The organism is Nonomuraea basaltis (genome assembly GCF_005893125.1).
In the GTDB taxonomy this organism is placed as follows: Bacteria; Actinomycetota; Actinomycetes; order Streptosporangiales; family Streptosporangiaceae; genus Nonomuraea; species Nonomuraea basaltis.
Genome location: NZ_VCJS01000027.1, coordinates 46,533 through 62,917, shown reverse-complemented (window position 1 = coordinate 62,917; position 16,385 = coordinate 46,533). Strand labels below are relative to the sequence as shown.

11 protein-coding genes are annotated in these 16,385 nt (G+C 70.0%); 6 read left to right on the top strand and 5 right to left on the bottom strand.

Annotated elements, in window-relative coordinates; translation table 11 throughout:
* The first annotated feature begins 60 nt into the window (after window positions 1-60).
* From EJK15_RS15620 to EJK15_RS15600, 4 genes are all read left to right on the top strand, one after another.
* The gene (locus tag EJK15_RS15620) at window positions 61-1,092 is read left to right on the top strand and encodes a LacI family DNA-binding transcriptional regulator (protein ID WP_240777001.1); all 1,032 of its coding nucleotides are present in this window, start codon (window positions 61-63) and stop codon (window positions 1,090-1,092) included.
* A 324-nt stretch (window positions 1,093-1,416) separates the two neighbouring features.
* On the top strand, window positions 1,417-2,643 hold the full coding sequence (locus tag EJK15_RS15615; protein WP_138711146.1) for an MFS transporter: 1,227 nt from the start codon (window positions 1,417-1,419) through the stop codon (window positions 2,641-2,643).
* Between the two features lie 243 nt (window positions 2,644-2,886).
* Window positions 2,887-4,755, top strand: coding sequence for an Ig domain-containing protein (locus EJK15_RS15610; RefSeq protein WP_206060867.1), 1,869 nt, complete (start codon window positions 2,887-2,889; stop codon window positions 4,753-4,755).
* A gap of 16 nt (window positions 4,756-4,771) precedes the next feature.
* Window positions 4,772-6,271, top strand: coding sequence for an Ig domain-containing protein (locus EJK15_RS15600; protein ID WP_138711145.1), 1,500 nt, complete (start codon window positions 4,772-4,774; stop codon window positions 6,269-6,271).
* 63 nt (window positions 6,272-6,334) lie between these two features.
* Here the strand turns inward: EJK15_RS15600 and EJK15_RS72770 are convergent, their stop codons facing one another.
* Window positions 6,335-7,585, bottom strand: coding sequence for a hypothetical protein (locus tag EJK15_RS72770; protein ID WP_206060866.1), 1,251 nt, complete (start codon window positions 7,583-7,585; stop codon window positions 6,335-6,337).
* A gap of 365 nt (window positions 7,586-7,950) precedes the next feature.
* On the opposite strand from EJK15_RS72770, the gene EJK15_RS15585 reads away from it, so the two are divergent.
* Complete coding sequence (locus EJK15_RS15585) at window positions 7,951-11,007, top strand: ATP-binding protein (protein WP_138711144.1); 3,057 nt, start codon at window positions 7,951-7,953, stop codon at window positions 11,005-11,007.
* 84 nt (window positions 11,008-11,091) lie between these two features.
* On the opposite strand, the gene EJK15_RS15580 is transcribed toward EJK15_RS15585, so the two are convergent.
* The 3 genes from EJK15_RS15580 to EJK15_RS15570 form a co-directional block, all read right to left on the bottom strand.
* Entirely contained in the window at window positions 11,092-12,327 is a 1,236-nt protein-coding gene (locus tag EJK15_RS15580; RefSeq protein ID WP_138711143.1) for an epoxide hydrolase family protein, read from the bottom strand.
* A gap of 27 nt (window positions 12,328-12,354) precedes the next feature.
* Window positions 12,355-13,182, bottom strand: coding sequence for an NAD(P)H-binding protein (locus EJK15_RS15575; RefSeq protein ID WP_138711142.1), 828 nt, complete (start codon window positions 13,180-13,182; stop codon window positions 12,355-12,357).
* A gap of 355 nt (window positions 13,183-13,537) precedes the next feature.
* Window positions 13,538-14,368 carry a hypothetical protein gene (locus EJK15_RS15570; RefSeq protein WP_138711141.1) on the bottom strand — a complete coding sequence of 277 codons (831 nt, stop codon included), beginning with the start codon at window positions 14,366-14,368 and terminating at the stop codon, window positions 13,538-13,540.
* A 185-nt stretch (window positions 14,369-14,553) separates the two neighbouring features.
* Here EJK15_RS15570 and EJK15_RS15565 point away from each other — a divergent pair, with 185 nt between their 5' ends.
* Entirely contained in the window at window positions 14,554-15,750 is a 1,197-nt protein-coding gene (locus EJK15_RS15565; protein ID WP_138711140.1) for an FAD-dependent monooxygenase, read from the top strand.
* 16 nt (window positions 15,751-15,766) lie between these two features.
* Here the strand turns inward: EJK15_RS15565 and EJK15_RS15560 are convergent, their stop codons facing one another.
* Window positions 15,767-16,324: a TetR/AcrR family transcriptional regulator gene (locus tag EJK15_RS15560; protein ID WP_138711139.1), complete on the bottom strand. Its 558-nt coding sequence runs from the start codon at window positions 16,322-16,324 to the stop codon at window positions 15,767-15,769.
* Window positions 16,325-16,385 lie beyond the last annotated feature (61 nt).

The window sequence follows — 16,385 nt, the reverse complement described above, 5'->3', positions numbered from 1 at the left end:
ATACACCACGGGTCAAGAGTGATCCCGCGCGTTAAGGTGTGATCGCGAAAGGGGAATCGGTTGACCAGCCCCTCCCAAGGGACTACGAGAACCGTCACGATCAGGGACGTCGCGGCGGCCGCCGACGTGTCGATCGGCACCGCCTCCAAAGCGCTCAACGGCCGGGGCCGGATGCGCGCGGAGACCCGCGACCGGGTGCTCGCCGCCGCCGAGCGGCTCGGCTTCCGGCCCAACCCGCTCGCCCAGGGCCTGCTGGCCGGGCGCACGTACACGGTCGGCCTGGTCACGGGCGACAGCTTCGGGCGCTTCAGCATCCCGGTGATGCTGGGCGCGGAGGACGCGCTCGGCGCCGGGAAGATCTCGGTGTTCATGTGCGACACGCGCGACGACCCGATCAGGGAACGCCACTACGTCGAACGGCTGCTGGCCAGGCGCGTCGAGGGCATCATCGTCACCGGCCGGCGCACCGAGCCGCGCCCCGGCATCGGCCGTGACCTGCCGGTCCCCGTCGTCTACGCCATGACGCAGTCCACCGACGAGGGGGACGTGTCGATCATCCCGGACGACGAGGGCGGCGGGGCGCTGGCCGCCCGCCACCTGCTGGCGACCGGCCGCACCCGCATCGGGCATGTCACCGGGCCGCAGCGGTTCCAGGCGGCGCGCCGGCGGGCACACGGGCTGAGCACCGCCCTGTCCGAGGCCGGCCTCGAGCCGGCCGGGGAGATCCTTTTCGGGCAGTGGAGCGAGGAGTGGGGGCGGCAGGGCGCCGACGTGCTGCTGCACGCCGCGCCCGACGTGGACGCCGTCTTCTGCGGCAGCGACCAGATCGCCCGCGGGGTGGCCGAGACGCTGCGGGAGCGGGGGCGGCGGGTTCCCGAGGACGTGGCGCTGGTGGGGTTCGACAACTGGGAGCCGATGGCGCTGGGCTGCCGGCCGCCGCTGACGACCGTGGACATGAACCTGGGCGAGATCGGCCGGCTGGCGGCCCGGCACCTGCTGGACGCCATCGCCGGCCAGACATCCGGTGGCGGGGTGACGATCGTCCCCGCCAGTCTGGTGCTGCGGGAGTCCACACGACGCGCCGCGTCCTGACGCCCGCCGCCCCGCCCCGGCCGACACCGCCGGCCGATCTTCCTGGCCGTTGGTGTGCGGATTCAGCGTGGTGAGACCCGTATGTCCGTTGACGGCATTGAACAGGCCGAGCGCCTTTACGTTGTAGATTCGTTTGTGCGGGGCCCGAACATCCACCAAGTCCGACCCCCACCGGCTCATCCCGGACGCGGGCGCGTCTGCGCCTAGCGGGCGAACAGCGCCCGGCACGCGCTTTTCCGCGCGCCTGCCGCGACCGTCCGGCATAGCGCGTAGACGCGAAAACGTGTTGCCACAGATCGCCCCAAAACGTATGGTTTTGCGCTCGTGATCACAGTGGTGGAGAGGATCCTGCCTGCCCGCCTGGGGACAGGATTCCGATGGTTGCTGGCGTCGAGCTGGCTGACGAATCTCGGTGACGGGGTCGCGGCCGCCGCAGGCCCGCTGCTGATCGCGACGTTGACCCGCGATCCACTGATGATCTCGCTGTCGGCCCTGGCGGGCTGGGCGCCGCCGCTGCTGTTCAGCCTGTATGCGGGCGTGCTGTCGGATCGGCACGACCGGCGCAGGATCGTGCTCGTCGCGAACGCGGTGCGGGCTCTGGTGCTGGCGGCACTCGTCGTGCTCATGGTGACCGGCACGGTGACCGTGGTGACGGCGCTGGTGGCGCTCACGCTCCGGTCCATCGCCGAGGTGTTCGCCGACAACGCGACGGCCACGCTGACGCCCATGATGGTCAGCAAGGACGATCTCGTCATCGCCAACGCCCGCCTGGGCACGGGGTTCATCACGCTCAATCAGCTTGCCGGGCCGCCGATCGGCGCGGCGCTGTTCGGCCTGGGCTTCACCTGGCCGTTCGCGGGCCAGCTGCTCCTGGTGGTGGCGGGGATCGTCCTGGTCTCCCGGCTCACGTTGCCGCCGCACGGCCGACAGGGCGCCGATCCCAAGCCCGACACCGTACGGGAACTCATCGCCGGGTTCAGCTGGACCATCCGGCATGCGGCGGTCCGCACGCTGGCGCTCACGATCCTGATCTTCAACTTCACCTTCGGCGCGGCCTGGTCGGTTCTCGTCCTCTACACCCAGGAGCAGCTCGGCCTCGGCGCCATCGGCTTCGGCCTGATGACCACCATCGGCGGGATCGGCGGCCTGATCGGCACCGGCCTGTACGGGGCCATCACCCGCAGGGTGAGCCTCGGCGCCCTGATGCGGATCGGGCTCATCATCGAAACGTTCACCCACTTGGGCCTGGCCCTGACCCGTTCGCCGTGGGTCGCCGGGGGCATCTTCCTGGTCTTCGGCGCGCACGCGTTCATATGGGGCACGACCTCGGTCACCATCCGCCAGCGCGCGGTCCCGCGCGAGCTGCAGGGCCGGGTGGGCAGCGTCAACACCATCTGCGTCTACGCCGGCCTGGTGGTCGGCTCGCTGATCGGCGGTGTTCTGGCCACCCGCTTCGGCGTCGCGGCGCCGTTCTGGTTCGCCTTCGCCGGCTCCGCGGTGTTCGTGGTGCTGCTGTGGCGGCAGCTCATGCACATCGCCCACGACGACTGAGCCGCCACTTTCCGGTTTGATGTATCGGCATCAGCGGACATGGGGCGGCTCCGGGGCCGCGACGGCCCGGAGCGGGGAGGGTTGACCGGTGCTGTGTAACACCTTACCGTGCGCGTTGGGAAAACCTATTCCCAACCTTGAGGAGTCCGGATGGACCAAGGATGCCGCCGCGCCCCGAGAGCCGCGAAGGGCGCCAGGCGACTGACCGTCGCGGCAGTTCTATTAGCCTCCTTACTCACCAGCGTGCCGCAGTCCGCGCACGCCGCAGCCCCCACCGCCACGGTGGTGGACATGTTCGGCAGGACCGTCAACGACTACGGCGTCAAGCTGGTGGACTGGCAGGGATACCTCGCCAACCCGTACGTCGAGCTCACCGTCAAACCCCCGCCCGACGTGCGCTACCCCGTCACCGTCGACCTGAAGGCCGAGGGCACCTCCAGACTGATGATGGACGTGCCCAGCCAGCTCACCGCCACGGGCGCGACCAAGACCCTCACGTTCGCCGGCGCCGCCGAGCAGAAGCCGTTCAAGCTCGCGATCCACTCCAAGCGCGGCCCGGGCCAGGATGAAAGTTACACACTGAGACTGAACATCCGGGACGCCGACGGCGCGACGTACCAGCAGTCCATGCCGATCAGGGTGCAGCAGGACGAGAAGACCGCGCTGCAGCCGAGCCTGCCGCTCGCGTTCGACTACCGGTACGACACGATCACCGGATACTTCTCCGACGCGGCCTTCAAGACGGCGGCGGAGGAGGCGGTGAAGGACTGGTTCCGGTTCTTCGACATGCAGCCGTTCGACACCGTGGCGGCCGGGGCGGAGCCCAACCACCTGCCGGGCAACGACTGGCAGAACACCATAAACGTGACCAACAACGCCGCCTACAACGGCATGTACGTGTTCTTCCGCGGCATCCAGACCCCGTACTCGACCGGCTACCCCGCCGCCAACGGCCGCTACAGCACCAGGAACGGCCAGCAGCTCCCGGGCCCGCTGCACCGCTCCACCGCGATGATCTTCGAGTACGACGAGGCCGGCAAGCAGCTGTTCACCTCCCTGGCCGACGAAGACTGGTACAAGACGGAGATCCAGGGCTCGGTGCTCGACGTGCACGGCCTGGTCATGCACGAGTACGGCCACGCGGTCGCCTTCCACAGCGACTGGGCCGGGATGCGCTCTTACGTGTCCGCAGGCGGCAACGACCCGGACGTGGTCGCGTATCAGGGCTACGCCGTGCCCCTCGACGGGAGCTATCACATCCCCGGCGAGCAGCGTTACTGGGATCGGCTCAGCGGGCAGAGCGGCGGCTGGACGCACCTGTTCCCCACCCGCAGGTGGATGCTGACCAAGCTGGCCCTGCTGGTGGCCGAGAACGCGGGCTGGCGGCTCAACCGCAACCTCACCCCGTTCCTGCCGCCGTCCATCGTCACCACCTCGCTCCCCCAGGCCACGCCGGGCACCGCCTACCAGCAGACGCTCGCCGCCAAGGGCGGCGTCCCCTTCTACGACTGGCAGATCACCAGCGGGTCGCTGCCCGCCGGGCTGAGCCTCGACCGCTTCACCGGCGCCATCACCGGCACGCCGAGCACGGCCGGCACGTCCACGTTCACCCTCCAGCTCAGGGACTACGATCGGCTCAGCACGCCGGTGACCAGGACGTTCACACTTACCGTCGGGAACGGCGGCGGCACGCCGATGAACGTGGCCGGGAGCGCGACGCCGTCGGCCTCGTACACCTCGCCGTGGGAGAGCGTCGCGGCGATCAACGACGGCATCGACCCGCCCAGCTCCAACGACACCGTCAACCGCCGCTGGGGCACCTGGCCCAACACCGGCACCCAATGGGCCGAGCTGACCTGGCCCTCCGCCCAGAACCTCCGATCCGCCGACATCTACTTCTTCGACGACGGCGGCGGCGTCCGCGTACCCGCCTCCTGGAAGCTCCAGCAGTGGACCGGCAACTCCTACGCCGACATCCCCGGCACCTACTCCACCGCGCTGAACGCCTACAACCGGGTCACGTTCAACGCCGTGACCACGACCAGGCTCCGGGTCGCGCTCCAGAGCGGGGCGGGCTCGGTCGGGCTGCTCGAAGTGAAGGCTTATTCCTGACGCCGGAAGGGCTTAGATGAGGAAGATCACCACCCTCGCCGCGCTGGCCGCCCTGGCCGGCGCGGTGTCCGCCCCCTCCCCCAGCCTCGCCGCCCGACGGGAGGCGCCCGCGCTGGAGGTCTACGACATCTTCTTCCGCAAGGTGAACGACTACGGCGTCCAGCTCGTGGACTGGCAGGGCTACCTGGCCAACCCGTACGTCGAGCTGACCGTACGGGCGCCGAAAGTGCCCGGGATCTCCTATCCACTGAAGGTCGACCTGCACGCCAAGGGCACCTCCAGGCTTATGCTCAACATGCCGAGCGAGCTGACCGCCACCGGCGCCACCAAGTCGTTCACCCTGACCGGCCCGGCCGACCGCGAGACCGTGCGGCTGGCCATCCACTCCATGCAGGGCGCGGGCCGCGACGAGCTGCACCAGTGGGTCATGAAGACCACCGACGCGACCGGCGCCAGGCGCACGCAGACGATGCCGATCAGGGTGCAGCAGGACGAGAAGACCCCGCTTGAGCCGGCCATCCCGATCGACTTCGACTACCGGTACGACACGATCACCGGCTACTTCTCCGACCGCGGCGTGCGCGAGGCAGCCGAGAGCGCGGTACGGAACTGGTTCGCCTTCTTCGACCTGGAGCCGTTCGACACGGTCCCGGCGGGCGACGAGGTCAACCGGCTGCCGGGCGACGACTGGCAGAACGAGGTCGAGGCGACGAACGCCGAGCCGTACAACGGCATGTACGTGTTCTTCCGCGGCATCCAGACCCCGTACTCGACCGGCTACCCGACGATCAACGGCAAGTTCCACACCAGGAACGGCGAGCCCACTCCGTACCACCGCTCGACCAGCATGATCCTCGAGTACGACGAGCAACTCATGAAGCTGTTCACCTCCCTGAACGACGAGGACTGGTACAAGACCGACCTCGGCCAGGTGATCGACGTGCAGGGCCTGGTCATGCACGAGTACGGCCACGCGGTCGCCTTCCACAGCGACTGGAAGGGCATGGCCGGCTACGTGGCGTCCAAGGGCAGGGACGACCAGGACGTCATCGACTACCAGGGCTATCCCGTCCCGCTCGACACCAGCTACCACGTGCCCGCGGACGAGCCGTACTGGGACCGGCTCAGCGGCCAGAACGGCGGCTGGCGGCACCACTTCCCGACGCGCCGGTGGGAGCTGACCAAGCTGACGCTCCTGATCGCCGAGAACGCCGGGTGGAAGCTGAACAGGAGCCTGACCCCGTTCCTCAAGCCCTCGATCGAGACGGCGGAGCTGCCGGCGGGGACGGCCGGGGCCGGGTACGAGCAGCGGCTGCGGGCCAAGGGCGGCGTGCCGTTCTACGACTGGCAGGTCGTGCGCGGGGCGCTGCCCGAGGGGCTGACCCTCGACAGGTTCACCGGCGCGATCATCGGCAAGCCGGCCGCGGCCGGGTCGTACAAGTTCACCGTGCAGCTCAGGGACTACGACAAGCTGAGCGCTCCCGTCACCCGCGAGTACACCCTCACCGTGGCCTGACCCCGGAAGGGCCGGCCGCCGCACCTGGCGGCCGGCCCTTCCAGACGTTACGGCTCTTTCAGCTCAGAGGCCGTAGCGGCTCTTCAGGTGGCGCCACCAGTCGCGGAACATCCACGCGTCGAACTCCGTGATCGACGTCGCGCTGCCCGCCTTCATGAGGAAGCAGCACACCCCGGTCGGCGTCCAGTCGTAGAAGTCGTCCAGGCCGAACGAGTGGCCCATCTCATGCAGCAGGATGTGCATGTTGTCGGTGTTGAGGTTGGACATGTAGTACTCGCTGCCGAGCCGCTGCCCCCAGTCGCCCCCGGCGCCGCCGCCGAAGCCCGCGGTCAGCCAGAGCGACATGTCGTAGTGGTGGGACGGGCCGCCCGGGCAGTTCGGGTAGTTGCCGCTCTGGTTGAAGAAGCGGCCGCACGGCTCGGCGCACTGCGGCGCGTTCTCGCGAATGTTGTTCACGTAGATGTCGACGGAGGTGTCGCTCCACTGGAGCTGGGCGCGGTCGCGGACGGCCCAGCCCACCACCTTGAGCGGCACGTTCGCGTACGGCCACCCGTTGTGGCCGGCCATGACGTCCATCCACTTCTTGAACTGGCGGGCCAGCGTGGCGTGGATCTGGTCACGCTGGGCGGCGGTCACCGTGGCGCTGGTGTCCCAGCGCACGCAGTAGTTGATCGAGCCGCCGTTGGCCATGATCTGGTCCCAGCCGTAGTTGCGGAACCCGTACAGGTTCGGGTACGTGCTCTCCTGGTGCTGCCACACCTCGTTGAGCGGGACGACCAGGTTGGCGGGCGGGTTCCAGCCGCTCGTGCCTCCGCCCGAGTCGGGGGTGAACGCCTTGACCTCCAGCAGCCCGACCGACGCCTGGCCGCTCTGCAGGACCACCCGCAGCCGCGTGGTGCTGACCTGCGCGAAGGTGACCGTGTTGTAGGCGTTGACGGCGGCCGGGTACGTGCCGGGGATGTCGGCGTACGCACTGCCGGTCCAACGCTGGAGCTTCCAGGAGGCGGGCAGACGGACGCCGCCGCCGTCGTCGAAGAAGTAGATGTCGGCGGATCGGAGGTTCTGGGCGGAGGGCCAGGTCAGCTCGGCCCATTGGGTGCCGGTGTTGGGCCAGGTGCCCCAGCGGCGGTTGACGGTGTCGTTGGAGCTGGGCGGGTCGATGCCGTCGTTGATCGCCGCGACGCTCTCCCACGGCGAGGTGTACGAGGCCGACGCGGTCGCCGACCTGGCCACGTTCGTGTCGGCCAAGGCGCTCTCGACGGGCAGCAGGAAGCAGGTGATCAAGAGGAGGGGCAGGATCGCCAGACGTTTCATGCGGTGTCTCCGGGTGGTAGCGCTAACAGCCGTGGGCCTCGAGGAAGGGCGCGCTGCCTCAAGGTCCGGCTCGTGCTAGCGGATGTCAAGATCGCTCCCGATGATTCGGTCAACGCCTTCCCGGCGGGCGGACGACGTTCCCCGCCGTCGAGTTAGTTGAGAGGGCAGCCGAATTCAAGCCACGACCGTACCCACTTGAGCTTTGATCGCACGAGCTGCGTCATGCGTCAAATGGCACATGCAGCTCCTTTCACCCACCTGCGAGTTTCCGGTGAAACTTTCACTTTCCGCACGAGGTGCGGGCTCGGCCTCTCTGGCTTCGCCGATCATCCCTTCTTGTCGGTCGCCCCGCGTAGGGTTCCCGCATGGCGATGCTCATCGGACGGGGCCGGCCCGTGGCCGTCCTGCGCGGCGAGGTCGAGCGGGCGCTGGTCAGCCACGGGTCGCTGGTGCTCGTCACGGGCGAGGCGGGCATCGGCAAGAGCACGCTGGTGGCGAGCGCGGCGCAGGAGGCCGTCCGGGGCGGCGCCCGGCTGCTCAGCGGCGCCTGCTGGGAGGGCGAGGGAGCGCCGGGCTACTGGCCGTGGGTGCAGGTGGTCCGCCAGCTCGCGCCCGGGACCACGCCGCAGAGCCTGGCGGGGGCGGACGCGGAGGCGTTCGAGCTGTACGACGCGGTGACCGCGCTGCTGGTGGACGCCTCGCGGGAGCGGCCGGTCGTGGTGGTGCTCGAGGATCTCCACTGGGCCGACTCCGCCTCGCTCAGGCTGCTGGAGTTCGTGGTGCGGCACGCCTGGTTCGAACGGCTGCTGGTGATCGGCACCTACCGCGACGCCGAGGTCGACGGCCCGCTCAGCCTGCCGCTGGAGGCCAAGGCCATCACGCTGGCGCTGACCGGGCTCGATCGGGAGGCGGTCGGCCGGCTGGTCGCGCACATCACCGGGCTCGAGCCGGGCGAGGAGCTGGTGACCGAGATCCACCGGCGGACCGGGGGCAACCCGTTCTTCGTCGAGCAGACCGCCCGCCTGTGGCAGGGCGGCAGCCCGCTCGCCACTATCCCGCCGGGGGTGGGTGCGGCTGTGCGGCGGCGGCTGTCCCGGCTGCCGGACGAAGTGCTCGGCGTGCTGCGGATGGCGGCGGTGCTGGGGCGGGAGTTCACGGAGGAAGAGCTGTCCGCGGCCCTCGGCTCGATCATGGCGAGCGAGCGGGTGGGTGGCGCGCTTGACCAGGCCGTGTCGGCCAAGCTGGTCACCGTGCTCGGCACGGGCCGCCACGCCTTCGTCCATGATCTGGTCCGTGAGACCCTCTACGGCGAGCTCGACTCGGCCGGGGCCCGGGCTCGGCACGCGGCCGCGCTCCATGCCCTCGATCCGGCCGCCCTGCCGGCGACGCGCGCGCGTCACGCCTATCTCGCCGCCGTCCCGGGCGCTCCCGACCTGCTCCTCGCCGCCGCCAGGGACGCCGAGGCGCGGCTGGCCGACGAGGAGGCCGTCGCGCACTACCGCCGCGCTCTGGAGATGACACCCGCGTCCGAGCCGCGCCGGCGTGCCACGATCGGTCTGGACCTCGGCGTGGCGCAGCACCGCGCGGGCGAGGAGGCCGCCGGCGTGCGCACGCTCGACGCGGCCATCGCGATCACACACCGGCTCGACGACCCCGAGCTGCTCGCGCTCACCGCGCTGAAGCTGCACGAGCTCTGCTATGACGGCCGTGGCCGCTGGACCGACTTCGTCCACGACGCACACCGACGCCTGGTGCGGCAGAACGCGACCGGGCTGAATCCCGCGGAGGACACGCACGGGAACGAGCACCGCCCGGAGGACGCGCGTGCCGTGGGGGAAGACGGAGCATGGCTTGATGTGGCGGCGCGGGAGTTGAGTGCGGTCGCGGCGGAGCTGGCCAGGCGGGGCGAGGACGACGAGACGCTCGGGTTCAGCCTGCTGGCAAGGCTGGGCGCCATCTGGGGGCCGGACACCACGACAGAGCGGCTGGCCATCACCGACGAGCTGGCGGCGGTGGCGCGGCGCACGCGGGACCGGCAGCTCGAGCTGACCGCGCGGTCCTGGCGCGTGGGGGCGCTGCTCGAGCTGGGCGACCCCCGCTGCCTGAGCGAGCAGCGGGCCTTCGCCGGAGCCGCGCAGGAGTCGGAGCTGCCGTTGTTCCAGCACGAGGCCACCGTGCTCAAGGCCATGTTCGCGACGCTCGCCGGCCGCTTCGACGAGGCGGGCACGCACATCGACGCCGCCTACGAGCTCGGCGAGCAGCCCGCCATCGACCGGCGGGATCTGCGCTGGATGCAGCGCTGGTCGGCCGCGCTGCTCCGGGGTCGCTTCGACGACGCCGACGCCGTGCTCGCCGAGATGGAACGCGCGGACAGCCGGCACTTCCCGCTCTACGACGCGGTGACGGCGGTGCAACGCGGTGACGGCGGCGAGGCCGCCCTGCGGCACCTGGCGAAGATCATGGCCGCGGGCGAGCAGTACCTGCGCTGGATGGCGCCGCTGTGGCTGAGGTTCCAGGCGCAGGCCGCCGCCCTGTCGAAGGATCCGGTGCTCTGCGAGCACGCGCGGGCCGCGATCACACCGTACGTCGGCCAGTGGGGTGTGACGGCCACCGTGGCCGTCGAGGGCCCGTACGCGCACTGGGCGGCCGTGCTCGACGCGGCGCAGGAGCGCTGGGACGACGCGGTCGCCGGCTTCACCGCCGCCTGCCGCGCCGCCGACCTGCTGGGCGCGCGCCCGTGGTCGATCGAGCCACGGGCCCGCCTGGCGGAGGCACTGCAGGCCCGCGGCGACGACGCGTCGGCGCTGATCGAGCAGGTGGAGCGGGAGGCGGCGGACCTGGGCATGCTCGTACGCCTGCCGCGCCCCGGAGCCAGCGCCTTCCGCTTCGACGGCGAGGTCTGGACCCTGACCTTCGCCGGCCGGACCGTGCACCTGCCCGACTCCAAGGGCCTGGCCGACCTGCGGGTGCTGCTCGGCCGTCCGGGAGTGGACGTGTCCGCGGTCGAGCTGCTCAACCCGTCGGGCGGCGAGGTCGTCGTCGCCGCGCGCGGCCTGGGCGGCGACGACGTGCTCGACGAGGAGGCCAGGACTCGCTACCGGAGACGGCTGGAGCTGCTCGACGACGAGATCGACCGGGCCGCCGAGCTGGGCCACGACCGGCGCGCGGCCGAGCTCGACGCGGAGCGGCAGGCGCTGCTCGACGAGCTGCGCACCGCCGCCGGGCTGGGCGGCCGGCCGCGCAGGCTGGGCGACGAGGCCGAACGCGCCCGCAAGGCGGTCACCAACCGCATCCGCAACACGCTGCGCCAGCTCGACCAGCGCCACCCCGAGCTGGCCGCCCACCTGCGGGCCTCGGTCACGACCGGTTCCACGTGCCGCTACCAGCCCCCCGCCGCCGCCTCGGGCCTCCGCTGGCCCTGACCGGCACCTCGCCCGCTCCTCACGAGGCAGCGCAGGAGATCAAGGACGGGGACGGCCGCCCCCGATCGCCCGAGGGCGGGCCGGTCAGCGCAGCTTCGCGAAGAAGGCGGTGACGTCTTCGGCGAAGAGCGCGGGCTGCTCCGCGCCGAAGAAGTGGCCGCCCTTGTCGTACTCGGCCCAGTGCACGATGTTGTGGTCGCGCTCGGCCCAGGAGCGGATCGTGACGTCGCACGCCTTGGACACGAGCACCCCGGTGGGTACGGTCCCCCGCTCCGCCGCGGCCCAGTCCCCGGCGCCGCCGGAGTCCGCCGAGTTCCAGCCGCCCGCGTCGCCTCCTCCCCAGGAGGCGGAGTCGTCGGAGGAGGCCGAACCCCACTCCCCCGCGTCGCCCTCGCTCCAGTCGGCGGCGTTCATGTTCTCGTAGTAGAACTGCGCCGACGAACCCGCCGTGCCGGTCAGCCAGTAGATGGTGACGTCGGTCAGCATGAGGTCGCGGTCCAGGGAGTCCTCCGGGAGCCCGGCCACCGGCTCGGTCAGCTCCTTGAACTTCTCCATGATCCACGCGAGCTGCGCCACCGGCGAGTCGTGGAGCCCGTACGAGACGGTCTGGGGCCGCTTGGACTGGGTCTGGAGGTAACCGTCGTTGAAGTTCTCCATCGTGTTCCAGCGGCGCCGTTCCTCCTCGGTGAGCTTGTCCATCTCGCCCTCCTGGCCGATGGGGAAGGTGAGGGCGGCGTTCAGGTGGATGCCGACGATGTGGCCTGCGTCCAGCTTGCCCATCTCCGGCGCGACGAATGACCCGGCGTCGCCGCCCTGTACGCCGTACCTGTCGTAACCCAGCATCGCCATCAGCCGCGTGAACGCCTTGGCGACGCGGGCGGCGTCCCAGCCCGTACCGGACAGCGGGACCGAGAAGCCGAAGCCGGGCAGCGACGGGATGACCAGGTGGAAGTCGCGGGAGAGCGGCTCGATCACGTCCAGGAACTCCACGAACGTGGTCGGCCAGCCGTGCAGGAGCATGAGCGGCAGCGCCGAGTCGTTGTCCGAGCGGATGTGGATGAAATGGATGTTCTGTCCGTCGATCGTGGTGGTGAACTGCGGGAGTTCGTTGAGCCTGGCCTCGTGGGCGCGCCAGTCGTACCCGGTGCGCCAGTATTCGGCCAGCTCCTTGAGGTAGCCGACGGGAACCCCGCGCTCCCAGCCGGTCCCGGGGAGCTGGTCCTGCCAGCGGGTCATCGCCAGCCGGGTACGCAGGTCGTCCAGGTCCTGCTGGGGGATGTCGATCCGGAAGGGACGAATGGTCACGATATTTCTCCTCATTCAGTGTTAAGGCGGAAAGGCCCGGGATTATCGGCGGAAGGCGTCGGCGTGTTCAACGGCCCACTGGGCGAACGTCCGCGCGGGACGGCCGATGACCTGTTCGACGGTGGGCTGGACGATGGAGCTGGCGGCCGGTGGATTCGCGCCGAGCTGAACGGCGAACTCGATCAGCTCGTCGCTCTCACCGGCCGCCCGCATCGACGCCCGGTACTCGTCCGCGCTGAGCTCCTCGAACCGGATCTGGCGCCCCACGGCCTCGCCGATCAGGCGGACCCGCTCGGCGGGGGTCAGCGCCTGCGGCCCGGTGAGCTCGTACGACCTGCCGGCGTGCCCCTCCTCGACCAGCGCGGCCACGGCCACGGCGGCGATGTCGGCCTCGTGGACCACGACCCCAGGGTGGTCGCCGAAGACCCGCACCACACCCTCGTCCCGAATGGACTCGGCCCATTCGAACGCGTTCGCCATGAACTCCACGCACAGCAACTGCGTCCAGCCGAGATCCGAGGCCCGCAGGGCCTCCTCGACCGAGGTCTCGTCCCAGCCGCCCAGCACGCTGACGCGCCGCACGCCGGCCTTGGCGGCCAGCGCGACGATCTCGGGGCCGGTCTGGAGCGGCGCGTAGTCCGCGTAGCTGTTGCCGCCGACGGTGATCAGGTGCAGTGCGGTCACGCCCTCCAGCGCCGGGGTGAGTGACCGCGGCTCGGTCAGATCGCCATAGGCCACCTCGACGGAGCCGGGCAGCCTGGCGGCGGCCGGGTTCCTGGTCAGGGCGCGCACGGGCGCGCCGCGCTCGACGAGCTGCGCCACGATCTGACGACCGACCGTCCCCGTGGCGCCGGTCACGAGAATCGTCATGAAAGAAAACCTCCTGGTCGAATGCTTCCGACGTCTCAACCAGGAGGCGCTACACGCGAAATAGCGACCGCTACCCGCAGCACCGGACCGGCGTTGCGCATGCATTGTGGTCCGCGTCCTGCCGCTGTCCCTTACGTCGCACGCGAGGGCGGAGCGCACCATGCCGGCCACGATCGGGCACGTGACCTGGGGCGCAGCACCGCCGGGCCGGCGTGTGCGACAGCGTTCACCGCACCTGGTGAACGTGCAGGAGAAAGTCGAGCGAACAGCCGCGACCTGATCGGGGGCTAGGCGGCGTTCGTCGTCTCCAACGGCCGGATCGTCCCGGGACGGCGAAGGGGTGTCCGGTCTCGCCTCACGAGTTGCCCTGCTCGGCGATCCAGCGGTCGAGCTCCTCCCGGTCGGCCTGTATGACCGGGAACCAGATCTCGGCCTGGCGCGGATCGAGCTCCCGTATCCCGGGAATCTGCTCGTTCCACTGTTTCGCGACGTCGGCGACCACCTTGCGAAACTCGTTCCGCAACCGCCGCCGGACGAAGGGCAGGAAGATCGCCACGACCGGGCGAGCCCAGCTCCGCCCCCGCACGGTCAAGGTGACGCCTACCCGCCAGTTGCGATCCCCCGCAGTCTTGGGCCTGATCCTCAGCACCGCCTCGGCGAGGGGATGGCGGAGCATCGCCATCGCCGGTTCATCGCGGCGGCCCCAGGCGCGTCCCTCCGCCGCCTTCCACCACTGGCCGGCGTCGAACCGGATCGCCCAGGTCAGCCGCCGCCACCGCTTGTGCCCCTGATACGTGCCCCCGGCCGATGCCTTCTCCGCCTTCTCGGGACTGCGCAACCTCACCGTCCAGGTGATCTTCTCGTCGTCGTCGAGCCAGGTCGTGATCTCGGCACTCACCTCGCCGCGGCGATTCCACGACGTGATGACCAGCTCGGTCGTCGTGCCGCCCTCATCCTGGACCTCGCCATCGGCATCCAGCCGCGCGTTGTGCCGCTGGTAACGCGCACCGGCGGTCAGATGCTCTCCCTCGACGAGGGTGACGTCCGCGAGCTCTTCAACGTCCTCGACCCATCCATCGCCGTCCAGAGCCAGGCTTTCCGCACGGTCGAACAGGCTGTGAACGAAATCCTCGAGCCACGGCCGCGGGAGCGCTTCGATCGCGACGTCGCACTGGAATCGGGCCATACGGCGATCATCCCGGATCACACCACCAAATCGAGAGCGCTCAGCGAGATCGCCGTGAGTTGGCGGTATTCCGATGATTGGCCATCTCATAACCGGCGGCTTAGCGGGATGAGATCGTCCCGCCGCATACAGCACTGCTACTCTATGTCATAAATTGATTGCGTAACGTCACAACGGGGCCTGTTATGAAGATCGCCTGCGTCGGCGGAGGGCCGGCCAGCCTGTACTTCTCGATCCTGACGAAACTGGTGGACCCGTCCCATGACATCACCATCTACGAGCGGAACCCAGCCGGGTCGACGTATGGCTGGGGCGTGACCTATTGGGACGAGTTGCTCCACAATCTCCAGGCTGCCGACCCCGAGTCCGCGCGTGAGATCAGCGAGAGCTCGGTCCGCTGGGACAGCTGGGTCGTGCACGTCCGCGACCGCGCGACGGTGAGGGCGGAGGAAGGGGAGGAGGGCTTCGGCATCGGCCGGCACAAGCTGCTCGGCATCCTCACCGAACGGGCAGCCTCACTCGGCGTGCGCGTCGAGTTCTCTCGTGAGATCGCCGACGAAGACGAGCTGGCCGGTGCCGACCTGGTCGTGGCCGGCGACGGTGTCAACAGCGTGCTGCGCGAGCGCCACGCCGACCACTTCGGCACCGACGTGGCGGTCGGGCGGAACACCTACATCTGGCTCGGCACCACCAAGGTCTTCGACGCCTTCACCTTCGCCTTCGTGGAGACCGAGCACGGCTGGATCTGGTGTTACGGCTACGGATTCGGCAAGGATCACAGCACCTGCGTCATCGAGTGCTCCCCCGCGACGTGGCAGGGACTCGGGCTCCACGAGGCGAGCGAGGCCGACAGTCTGGCCCTCCTGGAGAAGCTCTTCGCCGACATATTGGACGGGCACCCGCTGATCGGCCGGGCGGACGCCGACGGCAGCGCCCACTGGCTGCACTTCCGCACCCTGACCAACCGGAAGTGGTACCGCGGCAGCCTCGTCCTGATGGGGGACGCCGCGCACACCACGCACTACTCCGTCGGCGCGGGCACCGCCCTCGCGCTGGGGGACGCCTTCTCCCTGGTCAACGCGCTGCACGGGGAGACGCGGCTCGAGTCCGCCCTCGCCCGCTACGAGCGGGAACGCAAATCCGCGATCCGGTCCGCCCAGAAGGCGGCCCGCTACAGCGCCCAGTGGTACGAGAACCTCCCGCGCTACGTGAACCTTCCACCGATGCAGCTGTTCGCGCTGCTCTTCCAGCGGCGCTCCCGGCTTCTTCCGCACGTCCCGCCGCGGCTGTACTACCGGGCAGGTCAAGCGGCCGGTCATGTGGCCGGGCAGCTCTGGTCGCTGCGCGGGCTCAAGCGCCGGCTGGGCTCGAAGGCCGAATGAACCACACGCGGTCGCGTCAGCCAGTCAGGAAGCGCTGCACCACGGGCCCCAGGTCGCGCACCAGGGTCTCAGCGTCGGCGCGGGCCATCGGCGGCAGCTCCAGCACGTAGCGGGTCAGGGCCAGGCCCAGCATTTGCGTGCTGACCAGCCCGGCCCGGTGGGCGGCGTCGGCCGCCCCCGTCGCCCGGGCCACGAACGCGACGATCTGCGTCTCGAACACCTCCCGCATGCGCTCGGCGGCCATGGGGTTGGTGGAGGCCGAGCGCAGCAGCAGGATGAGCACGTCGTCCGACAGGCCGCCTTCCCAGCGGGCCAGGAAGTGGCGCACGAGCAGCTCGCCGAGCCGGTCCGCGGGTGGCGGTGGCACCTCGCCCAGCCGCAGGTCCACGTCCACGGCGGCGCTGAACAGCCCGGCCTTGCTCCCGTAGTAGCGCATGACCATCGACGGGTCGACGCCGACCTGCGCGGCGACGGCCCGGATCGTCATGGCCTCGTAGCCCCGCTCGATGAGCAGCTTCCTGGCGGCCGAGAGGATCGAGGTCCGTGTCGCCGCCGATCTCTCGGTGAACACCATGACAACGAGTGTAGGCCAACACTCGTACGCGAGGTCGCCCGACATTTCCTAGTAACAACCT

What these genes read in the sequence shown, in the direction of transcription:
- EJK15_RS15600 (WP_138711145.1), top strand. Translation starts at nt 4,772, where the DNA reads ATGAGGAAGATCACCACCCTCGCCGCGCTGGCCGCCCTGGCCGGCGCG.
- EJK15_RS72770 (WP_206060866.1), bottom strand. Translation starts at nt 7,585, where the DNA reads ATGAAACGTCTGGCGATCCTGCCCCTCCTCTTGATCACCTGCTTCCTG.
- EJK15_RS15585 (WP_138711144.1), top strand. Translation starts at nt 7,951, where the DNA reads ATGGCGATGCTCATCGGACGGGGCCGGCCCGTGGCCGTCCTGCGCGGC.
- EJK15_RS15580 (WP_138711143.1), bottom strand. Translation starts at nt 12,327, where the DNA reads ATGAGGAGAAATATCGTGACCATTCGTCCCTTCCGGATCGACATCCCC.
- EJK15_RS15575 (WP_138711142.1), bottom strand. Translation starts at nt 13,182, where the DNA reads ATGACGATTCTCGTGACCGGCGCCACGGGGACGGTCGGTCGTCAGATC.
- EJK15_RS15570 (WP_138711141.1), bottom strand. Translation starts at nt 14,368, where the DNA reads ATGGCCCGATTCCAGTGCGACGTCGCGATCGAAGCGCTCCCGCGGCCG.
- EJK15_RS15565 (WP_138711140.1), top strand. Translation starts at nt 14,554, where the DNA reads ATGAAGATCGCCTGCGTCGGCGGAGGGCCGGCCAGCCTGTACTTCTCG.
- EJK15_RS15560 (WP_138711139.1), bottom strand. Translation starts at nt 16,324, where the DNA reads ATGGTGTTCACCGAGAGATCGGCGGCGACACGGACCTCGATCCTCTCG.